Origin of the sequence: Corynebacterium sp. (assembly GCF_012838985.1) — a bacterium.
Taxonomy (GTDB): Bacteria; Actinomycetota; Actinomycetes; order Mycobacteriales; family Mycobacteriaceae; genus Corynebacterium.
In genome coordinates, this window is the sequence record NZ_DUOE01000053.1 from 22,081 (window position 1) to 28,896 (window position 6,816).

Here is a 6,816-nt window from a genome sequence, read left to right on the forward strand (position 1 = left end):
CTTCCGGTCGGGGATTCGTCACCCACCGAGGATACGCTTCACCGCCGCCAGTGGGATGTGCACCCAGTCCGGGCGGTTGTCCGACTCGTAGACCACCTCGTAGAGCGCCTTGTCCAGGACATAGGCGTCGAGCAGGCGGGACCGCCCGATCCCGTAGCCCTCGAGGAAGGCGTCGCCGGCCGCCTCCGCCCACTCCGGGGAGGCCCCGGCGACGTGCGCGGCGTAGTCGAGGGAACGCAGGACACCCGCGACGTCACGCAGCGGCGAGTCGGGGCGCCGACGCTCGGCGAGGGGACGGGCGGGCTCGCCCTCGAAGTCGATGAGCACGTACGTGTCCGGTGTCCGCAGCACCTGACCCAGGTGCAGGTCACCGTGCACGCGCTGCACGGGCACCTCGTCGTCGAGGGAGTCGTAGACCGCGCGGGCGGCGTCCGCGAACTCCCCGAGGACCGGGGCGGTGTCCAGCAGATCCCCCAGGACAGGCTTCCCGACGCCCACCTCGAAGGCCCCCGCCAACGCCTCATGGACGGCCCGCGTCGCCTCACCCAGCAGGGAGGCCTCGGCCCCGAAGGGCGCGTTGTGGGTGGCGAAACCGAGGGCGTAGCGCCAGCCGTCGTCGGCGTCGGGAACGAAGTCCTGCACCATCGCCAGGGTGTGCTCCCGCCCGTCGATCGTGTCGGTGACCCAGCCGCGGACCGGGGCGACGTGCGGGCAGTCCGCGATCTGCGAGAGCAGCTCGACATCCGGATTCAGCCCGGCCTCCAGGCGGCGGAAGACCTTCACCATCTGGTCGCCGACGATGAGGGAGGTGTTGGACTGCTCACCGTCGATCGCCTTCGCCTCCCCCTGCGGCAGGTCGTGCGCGCGCAGGTAGAGCTCGGGGGAGGTAGCGAGGATGTCCTGCCCGGTGTCGTCGACAAGCACCTGGTACAGGTGCCTCCCGTTGACGCGGAGGATGAGCAGACGGGCGTCCCCCGCCGGAGTCTCGGAGACCACCTCGACCTTGTCGACGGGCTCGGACTTGGCGCCGTAGAAGCGGGCGTCGAGAAGCATGCGTGCCAGATCCATGATCACTCCCCGGAGATGTCGAACCAGAAGTACGCGTGGGGCGCGAGGGTGACCACCCACGGGTACTGGCGGATCGGCGGGAAGGACTCACCACCGGAGAGCTCACGCGGGGTGACCCCGGAGAACTCGGACAGGTCCAGCGACACCGCCTGCGGACGGTCCGAGAGGTTGTTGACGCACAGGATCGTCTCACCCTTGTACTCACGCAGGAAGGTGAGCACCGCCTCGTTCTCGGACGGGACCTCACGGTAGGTGCCCCGGCCGAAGGCCTTGTACTGCTGCCGCACCTTGATCTGGCTGCGCACCCAGTGGAGCAGCGAGTTGTCGCGCTTCATCGAGTTCTCGACGTTGACCGTCTGGAAGCCGTACTGGTCGTTCTGGATCGCCGGCAGGTACAGACGCTCCGGCTCCGCCCGGGAGAAACCGCCGTTGCGGTCGTTGGACCACTGCATCGGGGTACGCACGCCGTCACGGTCGTAGAGCCAGATGTTGTCGCCCATGCCGATCTCGTCGCCGTAGTAGAGCACCGGCGAACCCGGCAGCGACAGCAGCAGACCGTGGACCAGCTCCAGCTTGTTGCGGTCGCCTCCGAGCAGCGGCGCCAGACGGCGGCGGATACCCACGTTCGCACGCATCCGCGGCTCACGCGCGAAGTGCTTGTACATGTAGGCGCGCTCCTCCTCGGTGACCATCTCGAGCGTCAGCTCATCGTGGTTACGCAGGAAGATGCCCCACTGGGCGGTCTCGGGGATCGGCGGGGTGTCCGCCAGGATCTCGGAGATCGGGTTGCGTGACTGCTGGTGCACACCCATGAAGATCCGCGGCATGACCGGGAAGTGGAAGGCCATGTGGCACTCATCGCCCAGCTCCGGCTCACCGAAGTACTCGACGACGTCATCGGGCAGCTGATTCGCCTCGGCCAGCAGGACACGGCCGGGGTACTCGTCGTCGATGACGCCGCGGACCTGCTTGAGGAACTCGTGCGTCTCCGGCAGGTTCTCGCAGTTCGTGCCCTCCCGCTCGTAGAGGTAGGGGACCGCGTCGAGGCGGAAACCGTCCAGACCCAGGTCCAGCCAGAAACGCATGACGTCGAGCATCGCGGCACGCACCGGCGGGTGGTCGTAGTTGAGGTCCGGCTGGTGGGAGAAGAAACGGTGCCAGAAGTACTGCTTGCGCACCGGGTCCCAGGTCCAGTTGGACTCCTCCGTGTCGATGAAGATGATGCGCGCCTCGGAGTACTCGGACGGGTCATCGCTCCACACGTAGAAGTCACCGTAGGGGCCCTCGGGGTCGCGGCGGGACTCCTGGAACCAGGCGTGGGAGTCGGAGGTGTGGTTCATCACCAGGTCGGTGATGACACGGATGCCACGCTTGTGGGCCTCGTCCATGAGCTCGACGAAGTCGTCGACCGTGCCGAACTCCGGCAGCACCTCACGGAAGTTGCGGATGTCGTAGCCGCCGTCGCGCAGCGGGGAATCGTAGAAGGGCGGCAGCCACAGGCAGTCCACACCCAGCCACTGCAGGTAGTCGAGCTTCTCCGTCACGCCCCGGAGGCTGCCGGAACCGGTGCCCTCCGGATCGTAGAAGGCACGCACCAGCACCTCGTAGAACACGGCGTCCTTGTACCACTCCGGCTCGGGGCGCTCCCAGGGGGCGTCACCGGGGGCCGGGGTCGGGGTCTCGAACTGCTCGGACTCCGGTTCAACCAGGTAACCCTGGGAATCGGTGCGGGGCTGCGCCGCGGGCTTCTCCGGCTCGGAACCGACCCCCAGGGGGCCCATGGACAGGCCGGGACCCTGGGGTCCGGTCGTGGCGGACGGGTCGTCGTATCGCTCGTCAGTCATGAAATCCAGGGTAGGGAAATCACCGGGCGAATGCAGACTCCAACCGGTCGCAGGCCTCCTCGAGGATCTCCCGGGACGTGGCGAAGTTCAGCCGCGCGTGGTGCAGACCACCCGGACCGAAGGCGATGCCGTCATTGAAGGCGACCCGGGCGTTCTCCCGCAGCCAGATGGCCGGACGCTCCAGATGACCGATGGAGGTCCCCGAGAAGTCCATCCACATGAGGTAGGTGGCGGCCGGGCTGATCACCTTCAGCCCCGGCACCCGGCGGGGGAGCTCCTCGGCCAGCCAGTCACGGTTCTCCCGCAGGTAGGCGACCTGCTCCTCGAGGCAGTCACCGCCCTCCCGGTAGCAGGCGATCGCCGCCCAGATACCGAGGGTCGAGGTGCCGTCCCTGGCAACCCCCGTCATGGAGTTCCACGTGTCCATGTCCGCCGGGTTGGAGAAGATGATCTGCGCGCACTTGAGGCCCGCGATGTTCCACGCCTTCGACGTGGCGGTGACGGTGACGCACACCTTCGCGGCGGTCTCACTGACACCGGCGGCACACACGTGGGTGCCGTCGAAGACGAGCGGGGCGTGGATCTCGTCGACGAGCACGCGGGCGTCGTAACGGTCCGCGAGATCGCACAGTTCACGCAGGAACTCCTCGTCGAACGTGTACCCCAGGGGGTTGTTCGGGGCGCACAGCAGGATTGAGCCGGCACCCGCCGCGAACTGCTTCTCGACGTCCCCCAGGTCGATGCCCCCGTACGCGTCGATCTGGTGCATCGGGCGGCGGGTGGCCTCCGGCAGCTCCAGGAACGGCGGGTAGGCCGGCACCGGCACGATGACCCCCGAATCGGGGCGCGTCATGTATTCAATGGCGAGCGCCAGACCACGGACGACGTCGGGGACCGCGACGACGAGCTCCGGGTCGGGGCGCCAGCCGTAGCGCTCCGCATAGAAGTCGGAGACCGCCTGCGGCAGGTCGGAGGTCGCCGGGGTGTACCCGAAGGACTCCCGGTCGATGGCGTCCGCGATGGCCTGCTTCACGGGCGGGCAGGTGAAGAAGTCACTCTCCGCGATCCACAGGGGCAGGACATCATCGTCGTAGACCGTCCACTTACGGGTGCGACGGTCCTTGAGCTGATCGAGGGTGGGGAACTGCATGCCAGACAGGTTAGTCCTCTTCCCCGTCCTCCTCGTCCTCGTGGCCGTCGACGACGAGTCCGTAGCGCTTGAGACGGGCCCGGTCCGCGGCCGAGGAGGACGCCGTGAGCTGCAGGAGTTCCGCGTAGATGCCACCCGAGGCGGCCAGCTGGTCCGGTGAACCTATTTCATCGACCACACCCTCGCGGAGCGTGACGATGGTGTCCACACCCGCGATCGTCGACAGACGGTGGGCGATGATGAGCGTCGTGCGGTTCTTCATCAGCTCGTCCAGACCCGCCTGGACGGCACGCTCGGCCTTGGTGTCGAGGGCGGAGGTGGCTTCGTCGAGAAGCAGGATCGGAGCGTCCTTGAGCATGGCGCGCGCGACGGCGACACGCTGCTTCTGACCACCCGACAGACGCAGACCCCGCTCACCGATGACGGTGTCGTAGCCGTCCGGGAAACGCATGATGAAGTCGTGCGCGTTGGCGCGGCGGGCGACCTCGACGATCTCCTCTTCGGTCGCGCCGGGCCGGCCGTAGGCGATGTTCTCGCGGATCGTGCCGGAGAACAGCGATGCCTCCTGGAACACCACGCCGACGCTGGCGCGCAGCTCCGCGGCGGACAAGTCACGGACATCCCGGCCGCAGACCTGCAGGGTGCCCTCCCCGATGCGGTACAGGCCCAGCAGCAGGTTGACCAGCGTGGACTTGCCGCCACCGGACTCGCCGACCAGGGCGATCTTCTCGCCCTCGCGGGCCTCGAAACTGACGTTCCGGATCACCGGCTCATCCTTGTTGTAGGCGAAGGTGACGTCGTCGAAACGGATGACCGGGGACTGCGAGGCCAGCGGCTGCACCGGGGTGAGGTCCAGGACGGGGACACCGGTGGCCTCCGTCGCGGCGATGAGCTCGGCGTTGGCGGTCGGCTCGAACTCCTCCTCCATGACCTTGAAGTAGTCCTTCGAACCGGCGATGGCACGCTGCGCGGCGTCGACGATCCAGCTCATCATGTGCACCGGCTGCTTCGCCATGTTCACCAGCTGGATGAGCATGACCATGTCACCCAGCGAGAAGTGGCCGTTGATCGTGCGGAAGAACAGCACCAGGTAGATGCCGAAGAAGATGAGGTTGAGCGCGGCACCACGGGCGGTGTCCATGAGGTGCCACCAGCTCGACTGCGGGCGCGTGATGTCGACGGTCTTCCCGTAACGACGCCCGAAGTCATCCAGCTCCCGCACCTCGGAGACGAAGGACTTGACCACCTTCACCTGGCCGATGACCTCCGCGAAACGACCGTTCGCCAGGTCGATCTGCTCGTTCTTCCTCCCCTCGAGCTTCTGCCAGCGTCGCGACGTCAACGTGGTCAGCCACATGTACACCGGGAACAGCAGGGCCAGCAGGATCGTCAGCGGCCAGTAGTACCAGGACGTGATCACCAGCACCGCGATCACCTGGATGAGCATGGGGAAGAAACTGTTGGAGAAGGACTGCAGGAACTGCGTGATCGACGTGATCGAACGGTCCAGACGCGCGATGACCGTACCCGTCACCTGGTTGTCGAAGTACTTCTGCGGCAACGCCAGCAGCTTCGCGTAGTAGCGGGTCGACAGGATCTGCCGCATCCGCATGGCCATGACATCGCCGATGTAACCGCCGATGTTGCCCATCGCGGTGTTGGCCAGGTCCGCCACGAGCAGCGCCACCGCCAACCACAGCAGAGTGGTCGTGACATCGGCGACCTGTACATCACCGTGGACCGCCGACACGATGGTGTCGGTCGCCTCACGGAGGATGAAGGGCGAGACCAGCGCCAGCGCCGCGGCCGCGGTGGAGATGACCACCACGCCGAGATAGTAGGGCCACAGCGCCGAGGCGCTGCGCAGGATGCGGGCGAGACTGTTCAACTTTTTCTGTTACTCCAAAACTTGTGGTGACGGCCGGGTTGCACACTACCCCGCGAGAACCGCTGGTTACACTGGTGCGGGAACATCATCCCGAACATCTTAGGCCGGACTGAAAGGGAGGCACCGTGTCACGACTCCGCCCCGCCCTCGCTCTGCTCGCCAGCTCTCTGCTCCTCACCGCCTGCTCCGCAGGCGCCGACGGCAACGGCAGCGACGAGTCCATCCACGTCTCCACCTCCGAGACACCGGTGGCCGCCGCCTCCCAGGTGGACCCCGTCCAGGCGGAGACCCTCCGCGGCAAGACCACCGACCCCGGCCTCAACGTCGACATGCGCTACCAGGGGGCCCGCAGCGGCAACACCGGCGGCAGCATCATCACGGTGCTGGTGACCAACCTCAACGACGAACCCCTCGCCGTCGACGCCCTCCCGCAGCCCACCCTGACCTACAACTCCGGGGGCGGCACCATGGTCGACGCCGACCCGGTCTCCGGCGACGACGCCGGCATGGCACTCGGCCTCGACCTGCCCCTCGGGGCCGGCGCCTCCACCAACGTCCGCTACGCCTTCAACGTCAGCCCCGGCAACCTCTGGGACGCGAAACTGCAGGTCGGCAACGTCATCTGGGAAGGCAACCTCAACTTCTAGGAAGTATTTCCACCCGGCAGGGAACCTTCGGCCCCTTTTCGGAGTCTAAGTGTGTCGGGTGCGGAAACCCTCCGCACCCCGACCACCACCAGAGGGGACCCCATGCCCGTCCGCCGATTCCTGCCCGTCGCCCTCGGCGCGTTTCTCACCGCCTGCTCGTCCACCCCGCTTATCGACGTCCCTCCGTCCCCCACACCCGAACCGACCCCGGTACTCGAG

Annotated in this window: 5 protein-coding genes; 1 reads left to right on the forward strand and 4 read right to left on the reverse strand. The window is 67.0% G+C overall.

What is annotated here, in order from left to right; all coding sequences use genetic code 11:
- Positions 1-18: 18 nt before the first annotated feature.
- From GXZ33_RS03325 to GXZ33_RS03340, 4 genes are all read right to left on the reverse strand, one after another.
- Positions 19-1,068, reverse strand: coding sequence for a phosphotransferase (locus tag GXZ33_RS03325; RefSeq protein WP_291339424.1), 1,050 nt, complete (start codon positions 1,066-1,068; stop codon positions 19-21).
- Positions 1,069-1,070: 2 nt separating this feature from the next.
- The gene (treS, locus tag GXZ33_RS03330; protein ID WP_291339429.1) at positions 1,071-2,849 is read right to left on the reverse strand and encodes a maltose alpha-D-glucosyltransferase; all 1,779 of its coding nucleotides are present in this window, start codon (positions 2,847-2,849) and stop codon (positions 1,071-1,073) included.
- Positions 2,850-2,931: 82 nt separating this feature from the next.
- Complete coding sequence (locus GXZ33_RS03335; protein ID WP_291339425.1) at positions 2,932-4,062, reverse strand: aminotransferase class I/II-fold pyridoxal phosphate-dependent enzyme; 1,131 nt, start codon at positions 4,060-4,062, stop codon at positions 2,932-2,934.
- A gap of 10 nt (positions 4,063-4,072) precedes the next feature.
- On the reverse strand, positions 4,073-5,950 hold the full coding sequence (locus GXZ33_RS03340) for an ABC transporter ATP-binding protein (protein WP_291339426.1): 1,878 nt from the start codon (positions 5,948-5,950) through the stop codon (positions 4,073-4,075).
- Positions 5,951-6,075: 125 nt separating this feature from the next.
- Here GXZ33_RS03340 and GXZ33_RS03345 point away from each other — a divergent pair, with 125 nt between their 5' ends.
- Positions 6,076-6,597: a hypothetical protein gene (locus GXZ33_RS03345; protein ID WP_291339427.1), complete on the forward strand. Its 522-nt coding sequence runs from the start codon at positions 6,076-6,078 to the stop codon at positions 6,595-6,597.
- The last annotated feature ends 219 nt before the right edge of the window (positions 6,598-6,816 follow it).

Coding starts and splice junctions, on each gene's coding strand:
- GXZ33_RS03335 (WP_291339425.1), bottom strand. CDS start 4,062: ATGCAGTTCCCCACCCTCGATCAGCTCAAGGACCGTCGCACCCGTAAG.
- treS (WP_291339429.1), bottom strand. CDS start 2,849: ATGGGCCCCCTGGGGGTCGGTTCCGAGCCGGAGAAGCCCGCGGCGCAG.
- GXZ33_RS03325 (WP_291339424.1), bottom strand. CDS start 1,068: ATGGATCTGGCACGCATGCTTCTCGACGCCCGCTTCTACGGCGCCAAG.